The organism is Bradyrhizobium sp. JYMT SZCCT0428 (assembly GCF_018131075.1).
Taxonomy (GTDB): Bacteria; Pseudomonadota; Alphaproteobacteria; order Rhizobiales; family Xanthobacteraceae; genus Bradyrhizobium.
On record NZ_JAFCLS010000006.1, the window covers coordinates 61,437 to 87,584 of the forward strand.

Genomic DNA, 26,148 nt, shown 5'->3' on the forward strand with positions numbered 1-26,148 from the left:
TTTGGCTGCAAAAACAGGGTTAAGCGAAGCTTAAGAGCCTTACGGCTAGTAGACATAACCGGCGAAACGGGGATTCGGGGTGGCGATAGTCTGCGCCGCCCTTTCCGCGTCGAGTAACTTTTGTTTTCTTTGCAAGGTGCGGCGGCCGCATCCTGCATGAGCGCGTTTCGGGAGCTTGATGAATGGCCACCAAGGCAAAGACGCTGCAGGTTAAAGACAAGGAAAAAGACGACAAGGCAGCGGACGCCCCCGAGAAGGACTCGCCGGACGCCCCGTCGCCGTTGCTCGATCTGTCGGATGCCGCCGTCAAGAAGATGATCAAGCAGGCCAAGAAGCGCGGCTTCGTGACCTTCGATCAGCTCAACGAAGTTTTGCCTTCCGACACCACCTCGCCCGAACAGATCGAAGACATCATGTCGATGCTCTCCGACATGGGCATCAACGTGTCCGAGGCCGAAGAGGCTGACAGCGAGGACGAGAAGGAAGAGGCCGACGACGAGACCGACAACGAGCTTGTCGAGGTCACGCAGAAGGCCGTCACCGAGGTCAAGAAATCCGAGCCCGGCGAGCGCACCGACGATCCCGTCCGCATGTATCTGCGCGAGATGGGCACGGTCGAGCTGCTGTCGCGCGAGGGCGAAATCGCGATTGCAAAACGCATCGAGGCCGGCCGCGAGGCGATGATCGCGGGCCTCTGCGAAAGCCCGCTGACCTTCCAGGCCATCATCATCTGGCGCGACGAACTCAACGAAGGAAAGATCTTCCTTCGCGACATCATCGATCTCGAAGCCACCTATGCCGGCCCCGACGCCAAGAACAACATGAACCCGGCGATGCTGGCGGCGCCCGTCGGCCCCGACGGCCAGCCGGTCGCTGCTGCCAACGGCAATGGGGCGCCTTCGCATGTAGCACCCCCGGCCGCCCCGCCGTCGGCGACGCCGTTCCGCGCAGCACCAGCATCCGCACCCGGTGGCGACACCGAGGAAAAGGATCCGGCTGAAGCCGCCGCCGAAGGCGACATGGACGACGACGAGTTCGAAAACCAGATGTCGCTCGCGGCCATCGAGGCCGAGCTGAAGCCGAAGGTCGTCGAAACCTTCGACAAGATCGCCTCCGAGTACAAGAAGCTGCGGCGCCTGCAGGAACAGGACATTGCGAACCAGCTGCAGAGCGAGACGCTGTCGCCCTCGCAGGAGCGCAAATACAAGAAGCTGAAGGACGAAATCATCGTCGAGGTGAAGTCGCTGCGGCTGAACCAGGCCCGTATCGATTCACTGGTCGAGCAGCTCTACGACATCAACAAGCGTCTGGTCTCGTTCGAAGGCCGCCTGCTGCGCCTCGGCGACAGCCACGGCGTCGCGCGCGAAGACTTCCTGCGCAACTACCAGGGCTCCGAGCTCGATCCGCGCTGGCTCAACCGCGTCTCGAAACTCTCCGCAAAAGGCTGGAAGAATTTCGTCCATCACGAAAAGGACCGCATCAAGGATCTGCGCCACGAGATCCAGTCGCTGGCCGCATTGACCGGGCTTGAGATCGGCGAATTCCGCAAGATCGTGCACGGCGTGCAGAAGGGCGAGCGCGAAGCCCGCCAGGCCAAGAAGGAAATGGTCGAGGCGAATCTGCGTCTCGTGATTTCGATCGCCAAGAAATACACCAACCGCGGCCTGCAGTTCCTCGACCTGATCCAGGAAGGCAATATCGGCCTGATGAAGGCGGTCGATAAGTTCGAGTATCGCCGCGGCTACAAGTTCTCGACCTATGCGACATGGTGGATCCGGCAGGCGATCACGCGCTCGATCGCCGACCAGGCGCGCACCATCCGCATTCCCGTGCACATGATCGAGACCATCAACAAGATCGTGCGCACGAGCCGCCAGATGCTGAACGAGATCGGCCGCGAACCGACCCCGGAAGAGCTCGCCGAAAAGCTCGGCATGCCGCTGGAGAAGGTGCGGAAGGTTCTGAAGATCGCCAAGGAGCCGCTCTCGCTCGAAACCCCCGTGGGTGACGAGGAAGATTCGCATCTCGGCGATTTCATCGAGGACAAGAACGCGATCCTCCCGATCGACGCCGCGATCCAGTCGAACCTGCGCGAAACCACGACGCGGGTTTTGGCCTCGCTGACCCCGCGCGAAGAACGCGTGCTCCGCATGCGCTTTGGCATCGGCATGAACACCGACCACACGCTGGAAGAAGTCGGCCAGCAGTTTTCGGTCACCCGCGAACGTATCCGTCAGATCGAAGCCAAGGCGCTGCGCAAGCTGAAGCATCCGTCAAGGTCAAGGAAGCTGCGGAGCTTCCTGGATAACTGATTTCAGTCAGTGCTGACTGTCATTGCCGGGCTTGACCCGGCAATCCATCCAAAAGCAAAACGGCGGGCCTAGGCCCGCCGTTTTTGTTTGTTGCGCGATCGCGCCTGCACGTGCCTTGCATCAAGCTGCCGCCGCGATGAGCGCGATGAGACCGGATCACGCTGCCTCCACGCCGCCGGTGCGCTCCCTCTCCCGCGCTTGCGGGGGAGGGCCGGGGTGGGGGTGCCTCCGCGAGTCACGCTGAGTCACAGGGGCGAGGATCGTCCAGCATTCACAATCGTCATGCCCGGGCTTGACCCGGGCATCCACGTCTTGGTTTCAACTAATCAAGAAAGACGTGGATGGCCGGGACAAGCCCGGCCATGACGAAAACCCTACTTCTTCTTCGCCCCGACCCGGCTGATGCTCTTGATCTCCAGCGGCGTGCGGCCGGATTTCTCGGCGATCTCGCGGTCCTGCTCGAGGATGAACGCGCGCGCCGGCTCGTCGCCGTCGAGCCCGCCGAGCAATTCGGCAGGCACGCGCCGGTTGGAGCGCTGCGAGTCGTCCTCATAGACGACATTGAAGAAGGCAAACTCGCCTTTGGGATTGGTCCCGGGTTTCTTGGCCATGCGGGCTTGTCCTCGATAAGGACGCCGCTGTCAAAGAAAAATGAGGGACGCATAGACGGCGCGCAAACTGAGCGAAATCTGCAAATATTCGCCTACTTTGCACCGCGTTCCGCCGCCACCGTCGATGGCATGCATCGCGACCCCGATCAAACCCCCGACACGCCAGAGCTGAGCGCCGCCGCGATCTGGCCGCCGCTTCGTCCGTTCATCTCGGGCGAGCGGCGCGTTGGCCGCTTGAAGGCGCAGCGGCGGTGGACGGCATGGCTTTACGAGTTCCTGCGCTTCGGGCTGAAGCAGGGCTGGGCCTGCCTGTTCGGCGGCATCGCGGTGGCGCTGATGATCGCGACCTGGCGCTACTATCCGGCGGATGCAGTAGTTCCGCGTTACGACTTCCTGCTTCTGTGCATGATCGCCGTCCAGGCAGCACTGCTCGCAGGCCGGCTGGAGACATCAGACGAGGCAAAGATCATCCTGATCTATCACGTGGTCGGCACCGCGATGGAGGTCTTCAAGACTTCGATGGGCTCCTGGATTTACCCGGAGGCGAGCTTCTTCCGCATCGGCGGCGTGCCGCTGTTTACCGGCTTCATGTATTCCTGCATCGGCAGCTATCTCTGCCGCGCCTGGCGCCTGTTCGATTTTCGGTTCTCAAATCATCCGCGGCGGCGCAGCCTGATCGTGCTCAGCATTGCGGCCTATCTCAACTTCTTCACCCACCATTTCATTGTCGATCCGCGCTGGCTGCTATTCGCAGCATCAGCGTGGCTGTTCGGCCGCACCACGATCCATTTCAGGGTCTGGCACGAGCCCCGCACGATGCCGATGCTGCTCAGCCTCCTGCTGGTGTCCGTGTTCATCTGGCTGTCGGAAAACATCGGGACATTCACGAAAATCTGGCTCTATCCGTCGCAGCGGCATGGCTGGTCGATGGTCTCCATCGACAAGCTCGGCTCCTGGTTTCTGCTGCTGATCATCAGCTACACGCTGGTGAGTTTGATCAATGCGCCGCGTGCGATGAACACGGCGCGAAGCAGCACTGGTTCACGCCCAGCCGGTGCGGCTGCAACGACTTCTGCGTGACACTTTACGGCGCCACCAACTCCACCCGCCTGTTCATCGCCCGTCCCGCCTCACTCGCATTCGACCCCACCGGCGACAGATGCGCGACGCCCGCGGTGCGCAGCCGCGGCGCGCCGATATGATATGTCTTCACCAGCTCTTCGGCGATCGCCTCGGCGCGGCGGCGCGAGAGGTCTAGGTTGTAGGTGTAGGGGCCCTGGCTGTCGGTGTGGCCGACGATGAAGACATTGAGCGCCACTTGCGAAGCCATCAGCTTCGCGATCTGTTCGAGGGTGGGGCGGCTCTCGGGCCTGATGACGGCCTTGTCGGTGTCGAAGTAGATGCCGTAGAGCGCGACGCGGCCGGTCTCGCGCAGGCCCTTCTCCATGACGGTGGCATCCACCATCTTGTTCTCGATTGCGCCGAGTTCGGCGATCGTGAGCTGCGCGTAGATATCGCTGTTGTTCTCGCTGACGACGACGCTGGCATAGGTCTCGCGTCCGTTCTCGCTCTTGCGCGCCGAAAAGTAATGGTAGTTGAAGCCGTCCACCCACATCTGCGGAATCGGCAGCGCCTCGATCGCCTCGGTGAAGGGTATACCGCCGCAGGCGTCAGTGTCGCAGCTCAGCAGCGTCTCGAATCCGGCCTTTGTCAGTTGGGTCTCGAAATTCCGGGATACCTCGACGATCGATGGACCGGGAGCAGAGCGATAGGCGATGCGGGTGATGCGGCCTTCGAGGCGCGGCGTATCCGATGGCTTGCCGTCCTTGAAGGGGGCCGCCTGCATGCGCGCGACATCGAAACTCTTCACCTGGTGTCCTGAGATCACGCTGCCGGCGAAGCGGCCGATGCCGGGAAAATCCTTTGAGCCCGCGACATCGCGGGTCTGCGCCAGGGCCACGGCCGGCGCGAGCGACAAGGCGAGGAGGACGAGGAGCGGCTTGATGATCGCGTGGGGGAGGGCCATTCGGAAAATCTCTGCATTTTTGGGAAAGATACCGGCCAAGCGGCCCTGCCGCAACGCTCGAAGCGCGGCGGCAGACGTGCTAGAAGCCGACCTGATATTCCGGCACCCACACTGAAGATGGTTTCCCCCATGCACGTCTTTCGCCATGCCTTTGCCTGCTGCTCCCTTGTTCTTGCCGTTTTTCTTGCGTCGTTCTCGCAAGGATATGCCGCGCAATGCGGCAACTCCGCCGCCGGCTTTGAGGCCTGGAAGCAGTCGTTCGCCGGCGAAGCGCGGGCCAAGGGCATCAGCGCCGGGACCATCCAGGCCTTGATGGCGACGAACTACGCGCAGGCGACCATCAACGCCGATCGCGGCCAGCGCAGTTTTCAGCTGTCGCTCGATCAGTTTCTCGCCAAGCGCGGCGCCAACGCGATCGTCGCCAAGGGGCGTCAGTTGAAGAATTCGCAGGCCGCGCTGTTTTCCTCCATCCAGCAGCGCTATGGCGTGCCGCCGGGACCGCTGCTCGCGATCTGGGGCATGGAGACCGGCTTCGGCGCCGTGCGCGGCAACCAGAACATGCTCTCGTCGATCACGACGCTGGCCTATGACTGCCGGCGCACGGCCTACTTCACCGAGCACCTTTACGCGGCGCTGCAATTGATCGATCGCGGCGTGCTGTCGCCGAACCAGCGCGGCTCCATGCACGGCGAAGTCGGCCAGACCCAGTTCATGCCCAAGGCGATCCTGGCCTACGGCACCGGCAATCTGGAAAACTCCGCCAATGCGCTGAGCTCGGCCGCGAATTTCCTCAAGGCCCATGGCTGGCGCGCCGGCGCCGGCTACCAGCCCGGCGAACCCAACTTCGCCGCGATCCAGGCCTGGAACGCCGCGGGGGTCTATCAGAAGGCGATTGCGCTGATGGGCCGGCAGATCGATGGCGGGAGTGAGTGAGGGGAGAGGGCAACCTCAAATAAAGCTGTCGTCCCGGGCTTGACCCGGGACCCATAGCCACCGGCCGTAGTTGGTTTACACGCTGGTCGTTATCTTCCTTTTCCTACAACGGGGGCCGCGGAGTATGGGTCCCTGCGTTCGCAGGGACGACAAAGTATCATCTCCTCCGCACTCCTTTCTCATGGCATGATCGACACAACCTGCACGTCACAAGGGATTCGCATGCTCAAGCTTTGTTTGGCCGTTTTGTTCGGCGCCGTCATTGCCGCCAGCCCCGCTCAGGCCGCCCGCTGCGGCGGCGATTTCAACACCTTCGTGGCGGCGATATCGCAGGAAGCTGCCGCCGCCGGCGTTTCGCAGGGCGTGATTTCGCAGGCGCTGTCGGGCGTGACGCAGGATCCGGCGGTGCTGGCCTTCGACCGGCGCCAGCGCGGCACCTTCAACAAGACGTTCGAGCAATATGTCTCGACCCGTGTCGGGCCCGGGCGGATCAAGATGGGACGGCAGATGCTGCTGAAGCACGCCTCGCTGCTGTCGCGGATCGAGAAGCAATACGGCGTGCCGCCGGAGATCATCGTCGCGATCTGGGGACTGGAATCCGATTTCGGCAAGGGCGACGTCGGCAAGATGCCGGTCGTCCGTACGCTCGCCACCATGGCGCATGATTGCCGCCGCACCGAATTGTTCCAGGGCGAGCTGATCGCCGCGCTGAAGATCGTGCAACGCGGCGACCTGCCGCTGCGCGATCTGATCGGCGCCTTCGCCGGCGAGATCGGCCAGACGCAATTTTTGCCGTCGTCCTACATCAAGTACGGCGTCGATTTCGACGGCAACGGCCACGTCGACCTGCGCCACAGCGTCCCCGACGTGCTCGCCTCCACCGCCAACCTGCTGCACGTCTCCGGCTTCAAGCCCGGCGCGCCCTACAGCGAAGGCACGCCGAATTTCGAAGCGATGCGCGAGTGGAACAGAGCCACGATCTATCGCAAGACGATCGGGTACTTTGCGGATCAGCTGGCGGGGCGGTAGGTCTCGCTACTCTGTCATTGCCGGGCTTGACCCGGCAATCCATCCCCTTCGCGAGACTCTTTTGAAGATTGATGGATGCCCGGATCAAGTCCGGGCATGACAAGCTAATGTGCGACAAATCAACCCGACGGGCAAATCAATTCCGCTTTTCAGAAATCGTGTCAAGTCCAAAATTTCCGAAAATCAAAAATATTTTCCTTCCCTTCCACCCCAAATCACCTGCACATATCTGCCCATCCCGTCCCACTCAGAGGGGCGTCGGCCGTCGTCATGACGAGGGGCGGGTTGCGGTGGACGTTGATGTTGCGATTGACGGTCGCGGCTGAGGCGTACGGCGAAAGCGTGTGGTCCTGGCGCCCGTAACGGCGTCAAGTCTTTCGGGAGCCAACGCTTCCGGGTGGCGACGGTGGCAATAGAGGCCGTCTCACCGGGGAGAGCGCGTCATAAGCCGTAAAGTCATTGCGCAGGGAATGTCGGATGTTCTCCGCTGCCCTGTATGCTCGTGTGCAGCATTCTTATGCACAATCGCACGCGAGACCGCGGGTGCAGCGCGCATCCGGCATTCCCTGCGCCCTCTGAATGGAGGGCGGAACGAATTTGCATAACTCGGGCGAAACGTGCCGCGGGAATGCGAAGGTGTGTTTTCTGCTACGTAGCATCGCTCACGCTACGCGAATGGTCGGCTCCCTCCCCCCTTGCGGGGGAGGGCTGGGGAGAGGGGTGGCTCCAAGCGAGACTGCCCGTGAGAACCCCTCTCCCTAACCCTCCCCCGCAAGGGGGAGGGAACGTACCGGTGCGGTGAGCTACTTCACCCCCGCATTGACAGCCTTTTCCAGCCGCTTCGCCAGCACCGCCCAGTACGTCGCCGGACGAAATCGCTGCAGCAAATCCATGTACCACGCATCGTTGCCGATCAGAATCCGCGGCTGGTTTTTCTCGATGCCGAGGATGATGCGCTGTGCCGCCACTGGCGGCGTCGTCTTCGCCACCGCATCGAAGCGGTCGATCGATTGCGCGCGGCGGGCGTTGTCGGTGACGCCGGTGACGGTGCGGGAATTGCGTACGATGCTGGTGGCGACGCCGCCGGGATGCACCACCGACAATCGCACTGAACTGTTCGCCATCGCGAGCTCGTGCCGCAGGCTTTCCGAGAAGCCGCGCACCGCGAATTTCGCCGCGCTATAGGCGGTCTGGCCGGGCGGCGCGATGATGCCGAAGATCGAGGAGAGATTGACGATATGCGCCTCGCGCTGCTTCGCCAGGATCGGCAGGAACGCGCGCGTGCCGTGCACCGTGCCCCAGAAATTGATGTTGAACAGCCAGTCCATCTGCGCCTGTTCGATCTCGCTGAACTGGCCGAGCAATGCGACGCCGGCATTGTTGATCACGATGTTCAGCCTGGGATGCGCCGCGCTGGCGGCTTCAGCGAATTCCGCGATCTGGCCGGGTTCGCCGACATCGACGCGGTGCGTGGTGACCTTGCGCTGGTGCGCCTTCCCGATCTCGGCGGCGACCTGCTGCAACCCGGCCTCGTCGCGGTCGGCCAGCGCGAGATCGCAGCCGCGCGCGGCCAGTTCAAGCACCAAAGCGCGGCCGATGCCGCTGGCCGCGCCGGTCACGGCGGCGGCCGATCCATTGATGGCAGTCATGCGAGGTCAGCTCCAACAGATGAGAAAACAGGCAGGCCGCGTTGCGCGGGTTCCCGCATCTTTCGCAAATTGGAACCGAACATAAAGCTATTTTCCGCTTTAACCCCCGTTAGGTTGATGAATACCCATTCAGGAGGGCGACTCATGGGACAATCAAAACCCTTTCGTGCGACCGCACTCGTTGTCGAAGACGATCCGATGCAGCGGGAAATGATCTGCCTGTTGCTGGAAGAAAGCGACATGGACGTGATCGAGTGCGAAAGCGCGGAGGCCGCCGAACTGGTGCTGGAGGAGGCGGGGGCGAGCCTCGTGCTTGTCATGACGGACGTCCAGCTCGCCGGCCACAAGAACGGCGTGGAGCTCGCGCATGTCGCCAAGAGATTCAATCCGGACATCGATGTGATCGTCACCTCGGGCAAACCGCTGCGGCAGCAGCTGCCGGATGGCGCCAGATTCTGGGCGAAGCCCTGGGCGCCGCTGGACGTGATCCGCGAGGCGGAAAGGATGTCGATCGCCTGGAGCCGGATGGGCGAGGCGTAAGCGGAAATCCATTTACTCGTCATGGCCGGGCTTGACCCGGCCATCCACGTCTTGGCGGCAAAGGCCGGGCGTGACGTAATCAAGCAGAAGCCAGCACGGCTTCGTGATCCCAGGGTTTCGGGTGCGCTGCTTTCGCAACCGGCCGCGCCATGATATGGCCGACCGGCGCCGCTTTCGCAGCCAATGGGGTCTCGTTGATGACATGGTCCTTCCTGCTTACCACGCTGATCGTGGTCGCATCCCCCGGCACCGGCGTGCTCTACACGCTGGCGGTGGCGCTGACGCAAGGCGGCCGCGCCTCGATCGCCGCCGCCTTCGGCTGCACGCTCGGCATCCTGCCGCAGATGCTGGCGGCGATGCTCGGGCTTGCCGCCGTGCTGCACACCAGCGCATTGGCGTTCGCGGTGCTGAAATGGTGCGGCGTGGTCTATCTGCTCTTCATGGCGTGGCAGGCGCTGCGCGAAACCGGCGCGCTTGCGATCGACGCCCGGCCGGCGCCGGGGCGATCGAGCCGGCGGGTGATCGTCACGGCGGTGCTGATCAACATCCTCAACCCAAAGCTCTCGATCTTTTTCCTCGCCTTCCTGCCGCAGTTCATCGCCGTCGACGAGGCCTATCCGTTGGCGCGGATGCTGGAATTGAGCGGGGTCTTCATGGCGATGACGTTTGCGGTGTTCGCGATCTATGGCCTGTTCGCAGCCGGCGTCCGCGACCGCGTCATCACCCGGCCCAGGGTGATGGCCTGGCTGCGCCGCAGCTTTGCGGCGGGATTTGCCGCGCTGGGCGCGAAGCTGGCGTTTGCGGAGAGATAGACTCAGGGCAAAAAAGGCTCAGCGTATATTCGGGTTACAAAAAAGCGGGCCCGAGGCCCGCTGCTTTCGAAATCGAATGGTTTTGCAATTGGGAGGCTTGAACGTGAAAGCCTTGAACGTATGTAGAGCCTTGAAAGTGCAGCCTTGAAAGTCGAGCTTTGAAAGTGGCGGCCTTGAAAGTGGAAGCCCGGGCGGAACTGAGCGCCCCACCCGGGCTGAAATTCACTTCTTCGACTTCTTGGCCTTCTTCGCCTTTTTCGCCTTTTTCGCCTTCTTCGCTTTCTTAGCCATAGTAAATCCTCTCAAGGTTTTAATGGATTGAAACGCGACTCCGAGGCATGCTTGGCGGAGGGCCAACCTCGCAACATCCTCGAGAGCAATTGCAACAGATTCGCGGCGCGATGCCGCGTGCTGTCACGTCGCCGTCATCACGTTATCCACAGCTGTTATGCATTTTGACGTGCTTTTCCGCGAAAATGCCGTTCGGTAGCGCCGATCGCGCCTGCCGTGTCATGCTTAACGATGCCCCAACGCGTGCGCTCTTCATCAATTTAAAACCACGGTATTGATTACCCGGCGACGGTGAGAGTCCGTTAAGCGAGAAGGGCGCACCTTGTCCGCAAGACAACGGGGATTGTCGATCGGGGAAACGCCCGCGGAGGTGAAAGCCTTGAGCGATTTATTGGGGCGATCTAACAGGGGAGACGGGGCCGCAAACGTCCCGGGCACGCGATGCTGAGCGTTCCGACGCTGTGGACGGTGTTCGTCATCAATTTTCTCGCGCTGGGCCTGATCTGGGCCTACGTGATCCGCAGCTATCCGTCATTCTACGCCGCGCGATACTGGACCGGCTCCTCGTTCATGGCGGCGGCAGGCGCGGCCGTTGCGATGCTGCGCGTCGTGACCGACGCACTCTGGCCGCTGCTCGGCGCGGGCACCGCGATGATTTTCGCGCTCTGCCTCGCCGCGATGGGCGTCCAGAAATTCTTCGAGAAGCCGGTGTCGTGGCGCGCCACCTGGCTGGTGATGGGGCTGAGCTTCGCCGGCCTTTCCTTTTTCATGTTCGCCTATGACAGCGCGCCGGCGCGCATCACCATCTTCACCATCGCCCAGGTTCTTCCGCTGGCGCTGAGCATCAGATTGCTGCTGACCCCGCATCAGGGCCGCGTCAATCCGGGCGCGCGGCTGGCCGCCATCGTCGCGAGCCTCATCATCGCCATCTATGGAATCCGGCTGGTCGGCGGCATCGTCGGCAGCGTCAACTACATGCAGTTCAGCCCGGTGCAGTCGGGTATGATCCTGGTGATGGTGTTCCTGTCGATGGCGCTGAATTTCGGCTTCCTGCTGATGGCGATGGACCATCTGCGCAGCGAAGTCGCCGATCTGGCGCTGCTCGACGACCTCACCGGCGTCGGCAACCGTCGCCATCTGGTGCAGCGCCTGACCGAGGAATGCGCCCGCTCGGAGCGCAGCAACCAGCCGTTCGCACTGCTCGTGATCGACCTCGACGGCTTCAAGGGCATCAACGACACCTACGGTCACGCCGCCGGCGATGCCTGCCTGCAGCATTTCACCCTGATGGCGCAAACCCGCCTGCGCCCCGGCGACATGCTGGCGCGGTCGGGCGGGGACGAGTTCTGCATCGTGCTGCCGTCCTCGACCTTGCGCGAGGGCGCGATGATCGCGCGCCGGGTGCTGGAAGTATGCCGCGCCGATGCCGAACAATGCATGGGCAAGGATATTCCGATCTCGGTCTCGATCGGTGTCGCACAATGGACCCGGGAGATGGGGGCGTTCCCCGACCGTCTGATCGCGGCCGCCGACCACGCGCTCTACGACGCCAAGAAGGGCGGCCGAAACTGCTTTGCGACCTACGAGCCCGCGCCGCCGCTGGCGCCCGGGATCGAAATATCCGTGCTGGCGGATGCGAGCTTGCGCAAGCGCGCCTGAAGCATGTTACTCAAGGGGTCGTCACTGGATCCCTAGCGTATGAAGCTCCGCCGCCTTGCGATCGCGCTTTGCGCCATCGCGTTCACTCTTCCCGCATCCGCCCAAACGCCCGACCTCGCCAGCATCGCGCGATCGTCCGGCACGCCCGAGATTCCGGGGTTGAAGATGGTCTGGCTGGCGCCATGGGGCGACGTTGCAAAGGCGCATCCCTGGCGCAACATCATCGTTCACCAGACCGAAGGCCCGGCCGGCTCGGCCCGTGGCGGCGCGCAGGCGCAGTCCAAAAATCCGACGCGGCGCGGCGTCATGGTCTGGGTCGAAACCGACGGCACCGTGTACTGGGCGGTGCCGGAAAATCTGGTGCCGACCCACGGCGATGGCGGCAACCGCAACGACAACAAATACATCGACAACCGCCCGACCTTTCGTCAGGTGGTCGGCAACAATTCGGTCGGCGTGGAATTCGCCGGCAATTTCCCCGATGTGACGCGCGGCCCCACCGAGGCGCAGGTGGCGGCGTGGCGCATCCTGGTCAAGGTACTGCGCGCGCGTTACGGCATCCCGCTGACGCAGGTCTATGCGCATAACTGGATCGACTACAAGGACGCCCGGTATTGCGAAGGCTGCGAGCTTGCAAAGCTGGCGCGGGAGTGGGGCGAGTAGGCTTCAATCTCGGGGCGCTGGAGCACGCTGAACCAGTCCACCAGCATCGCGGATTAATTGCTGACTATTAGTGAGTTCGTCGTCCCGGCCTTGAGCCGGGACCCATAGCCACAAATGTTCATTGATGCGACGTGGTAAGAAAGGCAACTAACGCTGCCTCTCTCACGTCGGCCGCGGCGTATGGGTCCCCGCCTTCGCGGGGACGACAGCGGTGGTGTAGAACCAACACCCCCCAAAACAAAAAGCCGGCGTTGCCGCCGGCTTTCGTCGTTCATTGGCTTGGCCGCGAAACTAGTGCGCGGCTTCGAGCACTGCGGCTTCCTGCCGGGCAATCGTGCCCTTGACGGCCGACTGCACCTTCTCGAAAGCACGGACCTCGATCTGCCGCACGCGCTCGCGCGACACGCCGAATTCGGCGGCGAGGTCTTCCAGCGTCATCGGCTCTTCCGCCAGACGCCGCGCCTCGAAGATGCGGCGTTCGCGCGGGTTGAGCACACCGATGGCGCCGTTCAGCGCCTGCCGGCGATGATCGAACTCCTCGTGTTCAGCCATGATGGCTTCCTGATTGGGCGAGTTATCGACCAGCCAGTCCTGCCATTCGCCGGCTTCACCGTCGTCGCGGATCGGAGCGTTGAGCGACGCGTCGCCACCGAGGCGGCGGTTCATGTCGATCACGTCCTGATTCGTCACGCCGAGGCGCTTGGCAATGATCGCCACCTGATCGGGGCGGAGATCGCCCTCGTCCAGCGCGGAGATCTTGCTCTTCGCCTTGCGCAGGTTGAAGAACAGCTTTTTCTGGTTCGCGGTGGTGCCCATTTTGACGAGCGACCAGGAACGCAGAATGTACTCTTGTATTGACGCCTTGATCCACCACATGGCGTAGGTAGCGAGTCGGAAGCCCTTTTCGGGTTCGAACCGCTTGACCGCCTGCATCAGGCCGACATTGCCTTCCGAGACGACCTCGGAAATAGGCAGGCCGTAGCCGCGATAGCCCATGGCGATCTTGGCGACGAGCCGGAGATGGCTGGTGACAAGATGATGTGCCGCGTCGCGATCGTCATGTTCGCGCCAACGCTTGGCGAACATGTATTCCTGCTGGGGTTCCAGCATCGGAAATTTGCGGATCTCGGCGAGGTATCTAGAAAGGCCGGATTCTCCATTGAGAACCGGCAACGTAGCTGTACGGGCCATTGAGCGCCCTCCAGTGGTTCAGGCCCCCGATAGCGGCGGGCCCGGCAGGTGATCGCTGTGTTAAAGCCGACCAGGCTGCGATGTTCCGCGCTGGATATTCAGCGCAGGTGCAACATACACCAAATGGGGGCCGATAGGGAAGGAATGCTGACGTCACGTCCCCGTGTGCCTGCCATAACCTATTGGCATAGCATCACTTTTCTGAATCGGCTGCGTCATAGCGCCGCTTCGAGGGTGCCCTGCAGGAGAAGCAAATCCTCCGGCAGAGCCGCCTCCCAGTGCAAAATTTCCCCTGTCCTTGGGTGCTCCAAGGTAAGCAGGTAGGCGTGCAGGGCCTGCCGGCCGAGGGCGGCCAAGGCAGCCTGACCTCCGGGCCCGAGCTGGCCGGCCTTGGTCTTGAAGTGCGGGCCATAGACCGCATCGCCCATCAGGGGGTGGCCGATATGGGTAAGATGCACCCGGATCTGATGGGTCCGTCCGGTCTCGAGCTGGCAAGCCAGCAGCGAGGCGACCGGTTTGCCGTCCCGGCCATTGAAGGCCGCCTGCAACTCCCAATGAGTAACCGCTTCACGGCCACTGTCGCGCACCGCCATTTTCTCGCGGGCAAAGGGATGCCGGTCGATCGGCGCATTGACCGTGCCGCGCTGGCGGTTCGGCACGCCCCAGATAAAGGCCATATAGCCGCGCCGCATCGGGCCGGTACGGCCATGGTCGGCGAATTGCGCCGTCAGCGATTGATGCGCGCGGTCGTTTTTGGCGACGACCATCAGCCCCGTCGTGTCCTTGTCGAGCCGGTGCACGATGCCCGGGCGGCGGACGCCGCCGATGCCGGAAAGGCTTGCACCGCAATGGGCAATCAGCGCGTTCACCAGCGTGCCGGTTTCGTGGCCGGCCGCGGGATGCACGACCAGGCCCTTTGGCTTGTCGATGACGATAATGTCCTCATCCTCGAAGACGATATCGAGCGCGATATCCTCGCCCTTTGGCTCGGGCGGGGTGGCCTCGGGAACGTCGATTGTGATCGTATCGCCTTTGGCAACATGATAAGCGGGGTCGCGAATGGGGGTGCCCTTGGCGGTGACGGAACCGGCGAGGATCAACGCCTTCAGGCGGGACCGCGACAGTTCGGGGCGAAGCACCGCGAGCACACGGTCGAGCCGGGGCGATCCTTCGTCGCCGCCGACCGTGACCTCCAGCCGCTCGCCGTTATTCGAAGACGTGACCTGTTCCAAAGAAGAGCCTTTGCATGACTGATACCGTTGCGCCCGAACCGACCCCCGAACAGGCCGCGCTGTTTGCGCGGGTGCGGCGGATGATGCTGATTGCGGGCCTGACCTCGGCGCTCGCCGTCGCCATCGTCCTGACCGCCATCGGCTATCGTCTTTATCGCAGCGAGGGAAGCCCCGCAGCGATATCAGATACCACGGCAAGCTTGCCGAAAGGCGCCCGTATCGTGTCCACCGGCGTCGCCGGCGACCGGCTGGTCGTGACCCTCGATATCGGCGGCGTAACTGAAATCCGCACATTTGATGCAAAGACGCTGAAACCTGTAGGGCAGCTGAAATTCGTGAGCGAGCCCTGAGCGGAGCGATTAACAGCCGCTCGTCGAACTCAACTTCAGAATGCAAGGCGATTTTTCGCGTAGCAGCAACGCTGGCAAGCTGGACGCTCGCCATTTTTTTGGCTGAGTTACACGCTCAGCTTGCGCCATGTCGGAATCCAACCCCAGCGCCGCGGTTCCCGTCGACGAGATCGTCGAACACGATGGCGCGGTTTCATGTTCCGATCCAACGCGGCGTGCGATGCTGCTGACGGCGCTTGCGACGTGCGCCTGTCTTGCTGCTCCAGAGCACTCCGTTGCCGAGGATGATCAGCCGGGCAGCAATCTGCGGCCGCAAAAAGCCGACACGCTCGTTTTCTCGGAAGGCGACCACGCCGGTGAGGCCATCAAGCCGGAGGATTTGAAGCTCGGCGGGCCTCCTGTGCGCGCCTGGCCAAAGGACCCCAAGACCGCCGTGATCCGCAAGGGCTCGCGGTTGAACGAGCTCTTGGTGGTCAGGCTCGATCCAGCCGAACTCGATGATGACACGCGATCACGCAGCGCCGACGGCATCGTCGCCTATTCGCTGATCTGTTCGCACACGGGATGTCCGGTCACCGGCTGGGTGAAACAGGCGTCGGGCGACAAGCTCGTGTTCAAATGTGCCTGCCACAACTCCGAATATGATCCGCGGGAAAGCGCAAAAGTCCTGTTCGGGCCAGCGCCGCGGCGCCTCGCGGCGCTTCCGCTGGCGATCACGGATGGTGCCCTCACCGTCACTGCAACATTCATCGGAAAGGTAGGTACCTAACTCGAGGATGAAGCCGCATCGGGTATTCGCACGACCATGGAATGAATGAAAAAAACAAAACAGGGAGGTTGCGTCTCATGACCACGAAACAATGGTTATTGTCGAGCTCTGTCGCATTCACGTGCCTTGTCTCTGCCGCAGCCGGCGCTGGACCGATCGAGAATTACAGCCCGGTGACGTCGGCCCGCCTCGAAAAACCCGAACCCGGCAACTGGATGCTGTATCGCCGGACCTATGACGGGCAGGGCTACAGCCCGCTCGACCAGATCAACACCTCGAACGTCAAGGACCTCACGCCGGTATGGACCTTCTCGACCGGTGTGGTCGAAGGCCATGAGGCTCCGCCGATCGTCAACAACGGCGTGATGTTCGTCGCGACCCCGGCGGGGCAGGTGATCGCGCTCAATGCCAAGACCGGCGATGAGTATTGGCGATACAAGCGCCAGCTTCCCGACGATCTCTTTCAATTGCACCCGACCAACCGTGGCGTCGGATTATGGCAGGACAAATTGTATCTTGCGACGACCGACGATCACGTCGTCGCGCTCGACGCCAAGACCGGCAAGGTGCTGTGGGACACCAAGGTTCAGGACTACAAGAAGGGTCAGTACCTGACGCTGATGCCGCTGATCGTCGACGGCAAGGTGATTGTTGGCGGTTCCGGCGGTGAGTTCGGCGTGCGCGGCTATGTCGTCGCTTATGACGCCGAGAACGGCAAGGAATTGTGGCGCACCTTTACGATTCCGGGCCCTGGCGAACCCGGACACGAAACCTGGAGCGGTGACGACTGGAAATCGGGCGGGGCGCCGGCCTGGATGACCGGCAATTACGACATCGAAACCAAGACCATCTATTGGGGCACCGGCAACGCCGCACCCTGGCCGGGCAATACGCATCCCGGCGACAATCTCTACTCCACCTCGGTGCTCGCGCTCGCCCCCGAGAACGGAAGGATAAAGACATACTTCCAGTACCATCAGAACGATTCATGGGACTGGGACGAAGTCGAAGCGCCGATGCTGGTCGACCTGCAAAAGGACGGCCGCACCATCAAGAGCCTGATTCACCCCGGCCGCAACGCGATCTTCTGGGTGCTTGAGCGCAAGGCGGACAAGATCAACTACGTCAGCGGCTGGCCCTTTGTTCACACCGACGTCTGGAAAGGCATCGAGCCGGAGACCGGCAGGCCGATCGTCGATCCCGCGCACAAGCCGGTGATTGGCAAGCGGGTCGAATTCTGTCCGTCATTGTGGGGCGGCAAGGATTGGCCGTCGGCGGCCTATAGCCAGAAGACCGGCCTGGTCTACGTGCCCGCCAACGAGAATTTCTGCGGCGGCTTCACCGGCGAGAAAGTGCCGCTGGTTGCGGGCCAGCTTTGGCTCGGCACCAAGCCCGAAGACATCGGCCTGAAGGTTCGCCCCGGCGCCGATCATTTTGGCGAACTGCAGGCGTGGGATCCGGCCACCGGGAAAAAGGTCTGGCAGCAGAATTTCCCCAAATCCCAATTGTTCGGCTCGGTGACGGCGACGGCGGGTGACCTCGTTTTCGTCGGCGGCACCAACGACCGGATGTTCCGTGCCTATCACGCCAAGACGGGCGAGAAGTTGTGGGAGCAGAAGACCAACTCCGGCATCGTGGGCATGCCGATCGCCTATGAGGTCGATGGCACGCAATATATCGCGGTGCAGTCCGGCTGGGGCGTGGATGCGCAGCGCATCCAGGACGCGCTGGCGACCCAAAATAACGTGGGCATCGAGAACAACGTGCCGCAGGGCGGCGTCGTCTGGGTATTCGCCGTCAAGAAGTGACGGCCGAACAAATCGGCGGAAGGGGTGGCGTAGAAAGCGGCGGGTTCAACCCGCCGCTTTTTTTCAAGTCATTTGCCTTTGGAATCGACCTTCGACTTTTCGGTTTCGTTCATCTGCTTGATGGTCGGATCCCGGCTGGCTTCGCCGGTGGTTTGCGTCGTCGTGGCCGGCGGCCCGCTGCTTGGAATCGAAGTCTGGCCTGACGGCGTCTTCGCCGGCCGGGTTGCCGTTGTGTCCGGCGCAGCGTTGGTTTGGGCGTTCGCTGCCTGCATGTCAAAAAACAGGACGCCCGACAGCAAGGTTGCCGCGAGCGTCCCCAACTTCACCATCGTGATTTTCATCGACCTTTTCATCGACCTGGCTCCTGTCAGATCGATGAAAACGGCCACAGCCCTTTAACGTTCCTTATCAAGCCTCCAGTTGCTTGCCGATCGGCAGGCTCCGGATGCGCTTTCCGGTGGCGGCGAAGATCGCATTGATCAGCGCCGGTGCGAACGGCGGCACGCCGGGTTCGCCGACGCCGCTGGGCGGCGTGTCGGGGCCGGGCGGCACGATATAGACGTGGGTTACCAGCGGGGATTCGTCCATGCGGATCACAGGGAAATCGTCGAAATTGCCCTGTTGCACCTTGCCGTCCTTGAAGGTGATCTCGCCATATTTGGCAAGGCTCAGCCCCATGATCGCAGCGCCCTCGATCTGGGATTCGATGCGCTCCGGATTGACATAGGTTCCGCAATCGATCGCGGTATCGACCCTCGGCACCGTGAGCTTGCCCTTGTCGTCAATGGCGACCTCGACGATGGTCGCGATGTAGCTGACGAAACTGCGGTGCACGGCGATGCCGAGCCCGTGGCCTTTCGGCACGGACCGTCCCCAGCCGCCCTTGTCGGCGACCAGCTCGACCACCTTGCGAAGGCGGGCGGTGTCGATCGGATAGCTGCTATAGGGCTCGCCATAGTTCCAGGGATCCTTAACCGACGACAGGTTGACGAGCCGCGGCGATCCGATCAGCTCCAGCAGCATGTCCTTCGGGTCGCGCTTGGTCGCAGAAGCGATTTCGGCGACCATGGACTGGACCGCGAAGGCGCGCGGGATATTCGACACCGCACGGAACCAGCCGATCCTCGTATGCGCGGCCGCTTCCGGATTCTCGCATTGCAGGTTGGCGATCTCGAACGGGTTGTCGATCAGTCCCATGCCGAGTTCGAACGGTGCCTCATGCTTCGCACCAGCTGCGAAGGTCGAGGCAATCGTGGGTGCCACGCTGCGGTGCCGCCACGCGATCACCTTGCCGCTCTTGTCCAGCCCGGCCTCGATGCGTTCCAGCGAAACGGTGTGCAGGAAGCCGTGACGAACATCGTCCTCGCGCGTCCATTGCACCTTCACGGGCGCACCGAGTTCCTTCGACAGCAGCGCTGCCTCGATCGCGAAATCGCATTTCGATTTGCGCCCGAAACCGCCGCCGAGCAGCGTGACGTTGACGGTGACGTTGGCGTCGGGGATGCCGAGCGTCTTGGCGACATCTTCGCGGGTGCCGCCGGCACTTTGCACCGGCGCCCAGATTTCGCACTTGTCGCCTTTGACATCGGCAACCGCGACCGGCGGCTCCATGCTGACATGCGCCAGATGCGGCACGTAATACTCGCCGGTTATCACCTTGTCGGCGCTCTTCAACGCCGCATCGGCGTCGCCTTCCTTGCGCACCACCAGTCCCGGTTTGCGCGCGGCCTCCTCGAGCGAGGCGCGGTAGGCGACCGAGTCGTATTTGCCGTTGGCGCCGTCATCCCAGACGATCTTCAGCGCGTCACGCCCCTTGATCGCCGCCCCGGTGTTGCGGGCGATCACGGCAACGCCGCCGAGCGGCTGGAATTTGGATGGCCACGGCCAGCCCTTGACCTCCAATACCTTCTCGACGCCGGAGACCTTCATCGCTTCCGCCGCGTCGAACGACTTCACCTTGCCGCCGGTCACCGGCGGGCGGGCGATGACGGCGTATTTCAGGCCCGGCAGCCGAATATCGGCGCCGTAATGCGCCTTGCCGACGGTAATGTCCCTGAGGTCGACGATGCCGATCTGGCCCTTGCCGAGATAGCGGAAATCCTTCGGGTCCTTCAGCTTCAAACCTTCGATGCCAGGCACCGATTCCCTGGCGGCATCGGCGGCAAGCTCGCCAAAGCCAATCTTGCGACCGCTTGCAGCGTGGACCACCTCGTGGTTGCGAGCCTTCACTTCGGTCGCCGGCACGCCCCAGCGTTTCGCGGCGGCGGCCTCCAGCATCGAGCGCGCCGAGGCGCCGATCTGGCGCATCGGCATCAGATAATGCCGCGTGCTGCGCGAGCCGTCGGTATCCTGGTTGCCGTATTTAACCTCGTCGCCGGGCGCCTGCTGAACCCGGACGCGAGACCAGTCGGCCTCCATCTCCTCGGCGACGATCAGCGGCAGGCTGGTCCGCACGCCGGTTCCCATCTCGGCACGGTGGCCGACGATGGTGACGATGCCGTCGGGGGCGATCGAGACGAACACGCGTGGATCGACCACGGTGCCGTGCGGCATCTTCGATGCGCCGGTCTCGTAGGCGGCGAAAGCCGGGCGTGACATCACGGGCGCCGCGAGCGCAAAGCCGCCGGCGATGCCGAGGCCTTTCAGGATGCTGCGGCGGGAGACGTTCTCGACCTTGAGGTGCCGCTCAAAGCCGCGGAGCTTTTTGGGATTGGTGAGGATATTCATGATCATACCCCCGTTGACGCGAGATGCACGGCGTTCTCGATGCGCTGGTAACAGCCGCAGCGGCAGATGTTGCCCGCCATCGCTTCGCGGATCTGGTCATGGGAAGGTTTTGGGTTGTCCATCAATAGCGCGGCGCCCTGCATGATCTGGCCGGTCTGGCAATAGCCGCATTGCGGGACGTTGAGTTGGCGCCAGGCCTTCTGCACCGGGTGATCGCCGGTCGGGTGCAGGCCCTCGATGGTGGTAACGTCGCGGCCGGCCACGTCGGAAACCGAGGTGATGCAGGCGCGCACGGCCTGCTTGTCGATGATGACGGTGCACGAGCCGCACAGGGCCTGGCCGCAACCATATTTGGTCCCCGTCAGTCCCACCTCGTCACGGAGAAACCAGAGTAACGGAAGGTCCGGATCGCCATCCCAATTTTGTTCCTGGCCGTTTATCTTCACCTTGATCATGGCTGTCCCTCGCTCTTTTTAAGCTGTTGATCTGTTTGCGGCGCGAGCCGGAACACATTTCCATTCGCTCGGATCGCCGCGCGGGTTCCAAGGCAATTTGCTGTTTGCGGATGTCCTTTCGAGATCTGGCCTGGCCGGCCTCGGCATGAAGAATGCCGCGATGCTATCAGACGTTAACGACGCGGTGACTTCACAGACAGGTGTTTGGATTTGCCGCTTGGTCAGGAGCAGGGCGGCCGGGCGGTTTCCTCGCCACGGCGGAGGCCCGGCAACGGAGGAGATCGAGTTCGTGCGCCCGGCGTTGCACCGGCAGCAGATGCGCGCCCGGTCCTCACTGAGTTCCGGATTCTCAGGGGCCGTCGCCGCCGTCGCTCAGTTGAAGGCGCCTGAAGCCTGATTTCGCTGCCAGACCGCCAAAATCACGCAAAACCATGGCCTTCAGCGCCTTGCAGCCGGACGATTTCGCGGCTATTCCCTCTGCCGTACGCTCCCTTCGTCTAGCGGTTAGGACGCGGCCCTCTCAAGGCTGAAACAGGGGTTCGATTCCCCTAGGGAGCGCCATGCCGCCGATCACAGGCCGCGTCAGCAGCTCGCCACGCTATGCTGTTTTTCCATTTGCGCAGAATCGCGTGAGACGTTGCGGCTCTCACAATGTCGGCGGCCGCGCACTTCAACTCGCAGGCGGATCGGTTCGGCGCAGCGTCGTCACCCAGATGACGCGCGCTACCTGCTGCGTCGGATTGTCGAACATGTGCGGCACGATGCTTGGGAAGCGGAAACTGTCGCCCGCCTCCAGGACATGGGCTTCGTGGTCGAGCCACAGACGCAGGCTGCCCGACAATATGTAGCCTGCCTTTTCGCCGGTGTGCTGGAAGAAGTCGGTGCCCGACGAGCCGCCGGGGTTGAGCGTGAGTTCATAGAGTTCGAGTTCACCCTTTTCGGCAGGGGTGAGTGCTTCCTTGACGACGCCGCTGGCGGTGAGCCGAAGCAGCCGCCGATCATTCTTCCGAACGATGTAGCGCTGCGGTTCGCCGGCGTCGGTTGCTCCGAAGAAATAGGAGATCGGCACCTCGAGAGCGATGCTGAGGAGACGCAAGGTGCGCACGGACGGCATGGCGAGCGCGCGTTCGAGCTGGCTGATCATGCCGGTGGACAGGCCGGTACGTTTGGCGACGTCCTGGATAGAGAGGCCTGCGCGCTGGCGCAGCAACCGCACGGTCTCGCCAAGCCGCCGCTGATCGACCGCGTCGTCGCTTTCGATCGTTTGGGTGTTCTTCGGAACGCTCGCGCCGCTGCGGCCACCCATATCGTTCTCCATATCTCGCCGCCCAACCTTTTCGTGCCGGCACCAAACGCGATCAGTCCTACTAAACTGACCAGTCATACCATCATTACGATTGACTCGATTATTTAGCTGTGATGAAATTTCTGTGCAAATATTTAGAAATGCTAAAGTTCGATCAATCCCCTCCATTGCCGGGTTTTTAGCCCGGACGTGGGGAAACGACGCCTCGTGCGGAAACGGAGAGGGTTCATGGCGGACAAAATTGGCAAGTTCGACGTTCCAGCGCTGGGCAATCTGACCGCAGGTATCCCGAACCGCCGACAGTTCATGCTGCTCGGCGCCAGTGCCGCGGCCGGACTGACCGTTTCGACTTCCGCCTTTGCCCAGACCGAACGTCCGGGCAATCCGCCCGCCAAGCCACGCGGGCAGGTGATCGCGGCGCTGTCGCAGGAGCCGACCGTCTTTCATCCCCTGATGCCCGGTATCGAGGTCGATCAGGGCGTTTGGTGGCAGCTCTTCTCGCAGCTGTGGTTCATCGATCCCGACGGCAACTTCGTCCCTGACCTTGCCCGCGAAATCCCGACCATCGAGAACGGTGGGCTGTCGGCCGATGGGCTGATCTGGAAGATCAAGCTGCGTAGCAATGTGAAGTGGCACGACGGCACGGCGTTCACGGCGGACGACGTCAAATTCTCCATCGAGCTGATCAACAACCCCGATTTCCGCGCGCGCAACCGCGTCGGCCATAGCCTGGTCAAGGACATCAAGGTCGTCGCGCCCGACGAGGTTCATTGGCGCATGGAGGCGCCGTATTCGCCCTACATGTCGATCCTGTCGCTGACCTGCATGGTGCCCAAGCACATCCTGGAGAAGGTGTCGGATCCGAACAGCTCGCCGTTCCACAATGCACCGGTCGGGACCGGACCGTTCCGTTGGGGGGAGCGCGTGCCGGGCGACCACATCCTGTTGCACGCCCATGCCGGCTACCACGGCAAGGGGCCTTATCTCGAGCGCGTCGTCTTCAAATACATCCCGGACCTGACCGTCCTGGACACCCAGTTCCGCACCGGCCAGGTCGATTACACGGGCTTGCAGGGAATCCTGCCGAACTTCGTGCAAGAGGCGAAAACGCTGCGTGGCCGCAAGATTTTCGTATCGTCGACGGCCTCGGTGGAGCATGTCGCGCCGAACCTGGATTTCGGTCCATTCACCGACCGCACGGTGCGCGAGGCGCTTTATCTCGCGATCAACAAGAAGGCGATCATCGACGCGCTCAATTACGGCCTGCCGACGCAGACCGAAAGCTTCGTGCCGCAACAGGCCTGGTCGTTCCAGCAGGGCCTGCCGCAGCACAGCTACGATCCGGCGAAGGCCAATGCGCTGCTCGATGCGGCGGGATGGGTCCGCGGCGCGGGCGGCATCCGCGAGAAGGGCGGCGCCAAGCTCGAATTCACCAACTCGACCACGTCCGGCAACGCCGTGCGCGAGCAAACCCAGCAGCTGCTGATTCAGGACTGGCGCGCGATCGGCGCCGCGATGCGCGTCAACAACATGCCGGCTGCGGTCATCTGGGGCGAGTTCTGGCAGCAGTCGAAGTTCAACTCGGTCCTGGTGTCGGTGAACTTCATGCTGGGCAGCGATCCGGACGTGACGCCGCGCTTCGGCTCGGGCGCCATCCCGGCCAAAGGCGGACGCGGCTTCAACACCTATCAATACCAGAGTCCGGAGGCCGACCGGCTACTCGCCGAGGGCGCCAAGCAGTTCGATCTTGCAAAGCGCAAGGCGATCTATGGCGACCTTCAGAAGCTGATCCGCAACGACCTCGCGGTGCTGCCACTGTTCCAGGGCACCATCACCGAGGGCGTCAAGGAAGGGTTGCAAGGCTTCCGGCACAACATCAACGCCTCGTCCAACTGCTGGAACATTCGCGAATGGTACTGGACCTGACGCGTCTGATCCGGGGGATTGCCTGAATGGCCCGTTACGTCGCCAATCGCCTAGCGCAGGCGATCATGTTGCTGGTGATCGTCTCGGCGCTCGGCTTTGCGATCCTCCATCTGGCGCCTGGCGGCCCGCTCTCGCAATTCGCCGCCTCGGCGCAAATGACGCAGGAGGACCTCGATCGCGTCACCAAACAGCTGGGCCTCGATCGTCCGCTGCCGATCCAGTATCTCGACTGGTTCGGCCGCATGGTCAGGGGTGACTGGGGTCGCTCCTATCGGGACGGCGAGGCCGTGCTGTCCGTCATCGGCTCGCATCTCGGCGCCACGCTCGAACTGATGGCGACCGCAACCCTCATCGCGGTTCTGCTCGGCTGCTGGATCGGCGTGCTTGGCGCCGTGCGCCGCTATTCCCTGTTCGATTCGCTGGCAACTGTCGGCGCCATGATCGCGCTCTCCATTCCGACGTTCTGGTTCGGGCTCGTCACGATCTATCTGTTTTCGGTGAAGCTCGGCTGGTTGCCGTCCGGCAACCGGCACACGATCGGTGACGGCTCATTTCTCGATCTGCTGCATCATCTGATCGCACCGGCCGTGGTGCTGGCACTTGTCGAGACCGCCATCTGGGGACGCTTCATGCGCTCCTCCATGCTCGAGGTCATCAACCAGGATTACATCCGCACGGCGCGCGCCAAGGGAATGCCGGAGTGGCGCATCCTCACCGTGCATGCCTTGCGCAACGCGCTGCTGCCGATGATAACAGTTGCGGGTCTTCAGTTTCCAACATTGCTCGGCGGCGCGCTGGTCACCGAGACCGTGTTCACCTGGCCCGGCATGGGCCGGCTGTTCCTCGATTCCATCGGCTATCGCGATTATCCGGTCGTGATGGGCATCCTGATGTTTTCGGCCATGATGGTGCTGATAGGTTCGCTTCTCGCCGACATCCTTTATGCCGTCGTCGATCCTCGGATCAGGGTGGGATAGGCGATGAGCACCGCAGCCTTGCAGACCGTCCAACTTGCTCCCGGCCAGGCCGCCTGGCAGCGCTTCCGCCGTCACCGCCTCGCTTTGGCGGGTGCCGTGACCATCGTCATCCTCGTGCTGGGTTCGGCGTTCGGCCCTTATCTTTTGCCGTTCGACGACACCTATATCGACATCATGAAGCGGTTCGCGCCGCCGTTGTCGGGAGCCCACATCCTTGGCACTGACGAGCTCGGCCGCGATGTGCTGGCGCGGCTGATGATGGGAGGTCGCGTATCGCTCTCCATCGGCATCGTCGCCATGACCATCGCCATGGCGGTCGGCATCCTTGTCGGCGCTTTCGCGGGCTTCTATGGCGGCGTCATCGGCGCCGTGCTGATGCGGTTCGTCGATGCCGTGCTTTGTTTCCCGGCGATCTTTCTGCTGCTGGCGCTAGCGGCGCTCACCGAGCCGGGTCTGATGACCACCACCTTGCTGATCGCGGCCACCGCGTGGATGAGCGTCGCCCGCGTGGTGGAAGCGCAGGTCCGTTCGCTTCGCGAACGCGAGTTCGCGATCGCCGCCGTCGCGTTCGGTTCGTCGAACCTGCGGATCATGTTCCGCGAACTCGTACCCAACGCGATGGCGCCGATCGTGGTTGCGGCGACGCTCAACGTCGCCAAGGCGATCCTGCTCGAATCCTATGTCAGCTACCTCGGATTCGGCATTCAGCCGCCGGCCGCGAGCTGGGGCAACATGCTCAACAATGCGCAGATCTATATGACGAGCGCGCCCTGGCTGGCGATTGCGCCGGGCATTGCCATCACGCTGGCCGTGACCAGCTTCAACTTCCTCGGCGACGGACTGCGCGACGCCCTCGACCCGCGCATGAACATCCCATGAAGA

General features: G+C 62.7%; 23 protein-coding genes and 1 tRNA gene. 15 read left to right on the forward strand and 9 right to left on the reverse strand.

What is annotated here, in order from left to right:
* Positions 1-182 precede the first annotated feature (182 nt).
* A complete protein-coding gene (rpoD, locus tag JQ575_RS07930; RefSeq protein ID WP_212032670.1) occupies positions 183-2,312 on the forward strand; it encodes an RNA polymerase sigma factor RpoD in 2,130 nt (709 codons plus the stop codon).
* Between the two features lie 374 nt (positions 2,313-2,686).
* Here rpoD and JQ575_RS07935 read toward each other — a convergent pair whose 3' ends face one another.
* Entirely contained in the window at positions 2,687-2,923 is a 237-nt protein-coding gene (locus JQ575_RS07935) for a hypothetical protein (protein ID WP_192736715.1), read from the reverse strand.
* Positions 2,924-3,052: 129 nt separating this feature from the next.
* On the opposite strand from JQ575_RS07935, the gene JQ575_RS07940 reads away from it, so the two are divergent.
* On the forward strand, positions 3,053-4,003 hold the full coding sequence (locus JQ575_RS07940; RefSeq protein ID WP_212032671.1) for a DUF817 domain-containing protein: 951 nt from the start codon (positions 3,053-3,055) through the stop codon (positions 4,001-4,003).
* A gap of 4 nt (positions 4,004-4,007) precedes the next feature.
* Here JQ575_RS07940 and JQ575_RS07945 read toward each other — a convergent pair whose 3' ends face one another.
* On the reverse strand, positions 4,008-4,949 hold the full coding sequence (locus tag JQ575_RS07945) for an OmpA family protein (RefSeq protein WP_212032672.1): 942 nt from the start codon (positions 4,947-4,949) through the stop codon (positions 4,008-4,010).
* 129 nt (positions 4,950-5,078) lie between these two features.
* On the opposite strand from JQ575_RS07945, the gene JQ575_RS07950 reads away from it, so the two are divergent.
* Positions 5,079-5,882 carry a lytic transglycosylase domain-containing protein gene (locus tag JQ575_RS07950; RefSeq protein ID WP_212032673.1) on the forward strand — a complete coding sequence of 268 codons (804 nt, stop codon included), beginning with the start codon at positions 5,079-5,081 and terminating at the stop codon, positions 5,880-5,882.
* A 222-nt stretch (positions 5,883-6,104) separates the two neighbouring features.
* Entirely contained in the window at positions 6,105-6,911 is an 807-nt protein-coding gene (locus JQ575_RS07955) for a lytic transglycosylase domain-containing protein (RefSeq protein WP_212032674.1), read from the forward strand.
* Positions 6,912-7,714: 803 nt separating this feature from the next.
* Here the strand turns inward: JQ575_RS07955 and JQ575_RS07960 are convergent.
* Positions 7,715-8,560, reverse strand: a complete 846-nt coding sequence (locus JQ575_RS07960) for an SDR family oxidoreductase (protein ID WP_212032675.1) — start codon at positions 8,558-8,560, stop codon at positions 7,715-7,717.
* A gap of 144 nt (positions 8,561-8,704) precedes the next feature.
* Between JQ575_RS07960 and JQ575_RS07965 the strand changes: the two genes are divergently transcribed.
* The 4 genes from JQ575_RS07965 (at position 8,705) to JQ575_RS07980 (ending at position 12,525) form a co-directional block, all read left to right on the forward strand.
* Positions 8,705-9,100 carry a response regulator gene (locus tag JQ575_RS07965; protein ID WP_212032676.1) on the forward strand — a complete coding sequence of 132 codons (396 nt, stop codon included), beginning with the start codon at positions 8,705-8,707 and terminating at the stop codon, positions 9,098-9,100.
* A gap of 197 nt (positions 9,101-9,297) precedes the next feature.
* Positions 9,298-9,912, forward strand: a complete 615-nt coding sequence (locus JQ575_RS07970; RefSeq protein WP_192736709.1) for a LysE family translocator — start codon at positions 9,298-9,300, stop codon at positions 9,910-9,912.
* Positions 9,913-10,644: 732 nt separating this feature from the next.
* Positions 10,645-11,862 carry a GGDEF domain-containing protein gene (locus tag JQ575_RS07975; RefSeq protein ID WP_212032677.1) on the forward strand — a complete coding sequence of 406 codons (1,218 nt, stop codon included), beginning with the start codon at positions 10,645-10,647 and terminating at the stop codon, positions 11,860-11,862.
* 39 nt (positions 11,863-11,901) lie between these two features.
* Positions 11,902-12,525 carry a peptidoglycan recognition family protein gene (locus JQ575_RS07980; protein ID WP_212032678.1) on the forward strand — a complete coding sequence of 208 codons (624 nt, stop codon included), beginning with the start codon at positions 11,902-11,904 and terminating at the stop codon, positions 12,523-12,525.
* A gap of 291 nt (positions 12,526-12,816) precedes the next feature.
* Here JQ575_RS07980 and rpoH read toward each other — a convergent pair whose 3' ends face one another.
* Together rpoH and JQ575_RS07990 are read right to left on the reverse strand one after the other, a co-directional pair.
* The gene (gene rpoH, locus JQ575_RS07985; RefSeq protein WP_192736706.1) at positions 12,817-13,716 is read right to left on the reverse strand and encodes an RNA polymerase sigma factor RpoH; all 900 of its coding nucleotides are present in this window, start codon (positions 13,714-13,716) and stop codon (positions 12,817-12,819) included.
* Positions 13,717-13,931: 215 nt separating this feature from the next.
* Entirely contained in the window at positions 13,932-14,948 is a 1,017-nt protein-coding gene (locus tag JQ575_RS07990; protein ID WP_249166516.1) for an RluA family pseudouridine synthase, read from the reverse strand.
* 14 nt (positions 14,949-14,962) lie between these two features.
* Here JQ575_RS07990 and JQ575_RS07995 point away from each other — a divergent pair, with 14 nt between their 5' ends.
* The 3 genes from JQ575_RS07995 (at position 14,963) to JQ575_RS08005 (ending at position 17,875) form a co-directional block, all read left to right on the forward strand.
* Positions 14,963-15,298: a hypothetical protein gene (locus JQ575_RS07995; protein ID WP_211998786.1), complete on the forward strand. Its 336-nt coding sequence runs from the start codon at positions 14,963-14,965 to the stop codon at positions 15,296-15,298.
* Between the two features lie 127 nt (positions 15,299-15,425).
* Entirely contained in the window at positions 15,426-16,067 is a 642-nt protein-coding gene (locus tag JQ575_RS08000) for a ubiquinol-cytochrome c reductase iron-sulfur subunit (RefSeq protein WP_212032679.1), read from the forward strand.
* 77 nt (positions 16,068-16,144) lie between these two features.
* Positions 16,145-17,875 carry a methanol/ethanol family PQQ-dependent dehydrogenase gene (locus JQ575_RS08005; protein ID WP_212032680.1) on the forward strand — a complete coding sequence of 577 codons (1,731 nt, stop codon included), beginning with the start codon at positions 16,145-16,147 and terminating at the stop codon, positions 17,873-17,875.
* Between the two features lie 68 nt (positions 17,876-17,943).
* Here JQ575_RS08005 and JQ575_RS08010 read toward each other — a convergent pair whose 3' ends face one another.
* The 3 genes from JQ575_RS08010 to JQ575_RS08020 are packed head-to-tail and all read right to left on the reverse strand — an operon-like array spanning position 17,944 to position 21,057.
* A complete protein-coding gene (locus tag JQ575_RS08010) occupies positions 17,944-18,228 on the reverse strand; it encodes a hypothetical protein (protein ID WP_249166517.1) in 285 nt (94 codons plus the stop codon).
* Between the two features lie 55 nt (positions 18,229-18,283).
* A complete protein-coding gene (locus JQ575_RS08015) occupies positions 18,284-20,602 on the reverse strand; it encodes a molybdopterin cofactor-binding domain-containing protein (RefSeq protein WP_212032681.1) in 2,319 nt (772 codons plus the stop codon).
* Between the two features lie 2 nt (positions 20,603-20,604).
* A complete protein-coding gene (locus JQ575_RS08020; protein ID WP_212032682.1) occupies positions 20,605-21,057 on the reverse strand; it encodes a (2Fe-2S)-binding protein in 453 nt (150 codons plus the stop codon).
* A gap of 486 nt (positions 21,058-21,543) precedes the next feature.
* Between JQ575_RS08020 and JQ575_RS08025 the strand changes: the two genes are divergently transcribed.
* Positions 21,544-21,618: transfer RNA gene (locus tag JQ575_RS08025), tRNA-Glu, on the forward strand.
* A 109-nt stretch (positions 21,619-21,727) separates the two neighbouring features.
* On the opposite strand, the gene JQ575_RS08030 is transcribed toward JQ575_RS08025, so the two are convergent.
* Positions 21,728-22,363, reverse strand: coding sequence for a helix-turn-helix domain-containing protein (locus JQ575_RS08030; RefSeq protein WP_212032683.1), 636 nt, complete (start codon positions 22,361-22,363; stop codon positions 21,728-21,730).
* Positions 22,364-22,591: 228 nt separating this feature from the next.
* Here JQ575_RS08030 and JQ575_RS08035 point away from each other — a divergent pair, with 228 nt between their 5' ends.
* The 3 genes from JQ575_RS08035 to JQ575_RS08045 are packed head-to-tail and all read left to right on the forward strand — an operon-like array spanning position 22,592 to position 26,145.
* The gene (locus tag JQ575_RS08035; RefSeq protein WP_212032684.1) at positions 22,592-24,289 is read left to right on the forward strand and encodes a peptide ABC transporter substrate-binding protein; all 1,698 of its coding nucleotides are present in this window, start codon (positions 22,592-22,594) and stop codon (positions 24,287-24,289) included.
* Between the two features lie 26 nt (positions 24,290-24,315).
* The gene (locus JQ575_RS08040; protein WP_212032685.1) at positions 24,316-25,266 is read left to right on the forward strand and encodes an ABC transporter permease; all 951 of its coding nucleotides are present in this window, start codon (positions 24,316-24,318) and stop codon (positions 25,264-25,266) included.
* 3 nt (positions 25,267-25,269) lie between these two features.
* A complete protein-coding gene (locus tag JQ575_RS08045; RefSeq protein ID WP_212032686.1) occupies positions 25,270-26,145 on the forward strand; it encodes an ABC transporter permease in 876 nt (291 codons plus the stop codon).
* Positions 26,146-26,148 lie beyond the last annotated feature (3 nt).